We start from the raw sequence: 2,270 nt of genomic DNA, 5'->3' as shown, positions 1-2,270 counted from the left end.
CTTGGTTGCGCCACCGCCTTTGGACCGCGCTCGACTCCGGCATGATGCATATGGCCAGCCAGAACCACGCGGACCCTCGCTTCACCGATCGCGGCCAGGGCGAGCGACGCCCGGCCAAGCTCGCTTTCCGGCCGCTCTGCCGCCTTGCCCTGCAGCGGCACGAGCGGGTGATGGGTAACCAGCAAGCGGATCGCGCCGGGTGACGCGGCGGTGAAGCCATCGCTCAGGCCATTGATCTGCGCCAGCGACAATCGGCCATTCTTGAAAGTGAGCGACCGCGCCGTGTTGAGCCCGACGATTGCGACTTCCTCATCGAAATAGCATTCGCGCCTGCCCGCCGCGGCATAACGCCGGTAGCGGCGCAAAGGGGAGAGGAAGCGTCGCGCGACGTCATAAAGGGGGATGTCGTGATTGCCCGGCACCATCACGACCGCGCCGCCGTTCGCCTCGATCCGGCGCAGAAAAGCGTCGGCGGCGCGGAACTGGCCGCGCCGTGCGCGCTGGGTCAGGTCGCCGCTGACAACCACCACGTCTGGGACGTGCTCGGCCAGCGCCGACGCGAGCGCTTCGACCGCCAGCGGGTCCTGGGCGCCGAAATGAAGATCGGACAAATGGGCGATCCGGCGCATCAGCCCTGGCCGGGAGCGACGATCTTGAGCTTGCCGGGGTCGACACGGAAATGGAGCGGCGAGGGCAGCCGGCGAACCTCGCCATCCAGCGCGATCTCGATCGAGTCCCCGCTCGAGTGGACCGTCAGCGTCTCGCTCTCGCCGATGGCGACGAAATCTGCGTTGCGGTCCGCGCGACCGACCAAGGTCCTGAGCGCAAACCAGATCAGACCGAGGCGCGTGCGACGAGCGACCGCAAAAATCGACAGCAGTCCGTCGGCGACGCTGTCGCGCGTGCCGACCGAGCCGGCCTCTAGGGCATAGCGATTGTTGCCGATGAACAGCAGCGATGTGACCAGCGGGCGCTCCCCTTGCCCAGTATCGATGCGCAGCCGGTGATGCGGCAGCCGCGACAGCGCCGCCCAGGCAGCGGGCAGCGTCGCCAGCCATTTTGGGAGACCTGTGCGCTCGCGTGCGTCGTCGCGGCGTCGAACCATGAACGGATATAGCCCGACCGAGGCGTTGTTGACGAAGCGATGGTCGTTGACCAGCGCGACGTCGACCGGAATGGCGGTGCCATTCACCGCGAGCGCTGCCGCCTCCTCGAGCTGAGACGGGATGGCGAGGTCGCGGGCGAGATGGTTGAGCGTGCCGAGCGGGAGAATCGCAAGCTCCACCTCTGGCCGGTCTGCCAGCGCCTGCGCGACGCAGCCCATCGTACCATCGCCGCCGCCAACGACGAGCCGCCGGGACGTCTCGGACGCCTTGCGCACCGCCCCAGCAATCTCCCGCGCCTCGACCAGCTGCACATCCGCGGTCACACCTGCTGCGGCGAAGGCCTCTGCAACCTGCTTGGCAAGCTCGTCCCCGGCCGCTGCCGCGGCTCCGCCGCCACGATTGATGAAAACCGGGATCGTCGGATCGCCCATGGCGGCTCAACGATCAGCGCGAACAAAGAGTTGCCGCTTGTGGCTTGGGTTCCTCAGCTCAGCCGGTCCAGCGCCTCGTCGCTCAAGCTGCCCGGGACGATCATCAGCGGGCACGGCAGATCACCGGCGATGCTCCCGGCAAAATGGGCGACCAGTGGCCCGGGACCGCCGCCGGCTGCGCCGAGCACAAGTGCCTGAACGGGATCGCCGCTGTCGAGCCGCTCGCGCACGACGTCGATCGGTTCGCCATGGCGGACGGTGATCGCCGGGCGAATGCCAGCCTCATCAACGATCTCGCCCGCGGCGGCGGCGACCAGTGCTTCGGCGCGGAGCCTAGCTTCCTCCTCCATCGCTGCCTGAACCCCGCCCCATTGGACGAACTCCTGCGGCGGGATGACCGCCAGCAGTTCGACGGCACCGCCGGTCTTTGCCGCGCGGCGGGCAGCGAACCGCAGCGCGATCCGCGCCTCCGGGGTTTCATCGATCACCACGAGATAGGTCCGCATCGATGCTTCTTTGCGCGAAGGGGACCAGGGTGCAAGCGGCCGCTACTTGACCCGCTTCGGCGGAGGGCGGAAACGACGATCACCCCGGGAGTTTGCTGCGACCATGCCGATTGAGATCAGGATGCCGGCCTTGTCTCCGACGATGGAGGAAGGGACGATCGCCCGCTGGCTGGTGAAGGCCGGCGACGAGGTCCATTCGGGCGATGTCCTGGCCGAGATCGAGACCG

The 2,270-nt window shown here is 67.9% G+C and carries 4 protein-coding genes; 1 reads left to right on the top strand and 3 read right to left on the bottom strand.

What is annotated here, in order from left to right; genetic code table 11:
• From JOY90_RS27865 to JOY90_RS27855, 3 genes are all read right to left on the bottom strand, one after another.
• On the bottom strand, positions 1-629 hold a 629-nt coding region (locus tag JOY90_RS27865), incomplete at its 3' end, for a metallophosphoesterase (RefSeq protein WP_291694313.1).
• On the bottom strand, positions 629-1,537 hold the full coding sequence (locus JOY90_RS27860) for a diacylglycerol kinase family protein (protein ID WP_291694312.1): 909 nt from the start codon (positions 1,535-1,537) through the stop codon (positions 629-631). The genes JOY90_RS27860 and JOY90_RS27865, both read right to left, overlap by 1 nt.
• Positions 1,538-1,590: 53 nt before the next feature.
• On the bottom strand, positions 1,591-2,043 hold the full coding sequence (locus tag JOY90_RS27855; protein ID WP_291694311.1) for a universal stress protein: 453 nt from the start codon (positions 2,041-2,043) through the stop codon (positions 1,591-1,593).
• 103 nt (positions 2,044-2,146) lie between these two features.
• Here JOY90_RS27855 and JOY90_RS27850 point away from each other — a divergent pair.
• The coding region (locus JOY90_RS27850) for a biotin/lipoyl-containing protein (protein ID WP_291694314.1) at positions 2,147-2,270 on the top strand (124 nt) is incomplete at its 3' end.

The organism is Bradyrhizobium sp. (assembly GCF_019242285.1).
GTDB lineage: Bacteria > Pseudomonadota > Alphaproteobacteria > Rhizobiales > Xanthobacteraceae > Bradyrhizobium.
This window is presented reverse-complemented; position numbering and strand designations above follow the sequence as displayed.

Excerpts from the sequence above, each read along its gene's own strand:
- JOY90_RS27860 (WP_291694312.1), bottom strand. The coding sequence starts at position 1,537 with ATGGGCGATCCGACGATCCCGGTTTTCATCAATCGTGGCGGCGGAGCC.
- JOY90_RS27855 (WP_291694311.1), bottom strand. The coding sequence starts at position 2,043 with ATGCGGACCTATCTCGTGGTGATCGATGAAACCCCGGAGGCGCGGATC.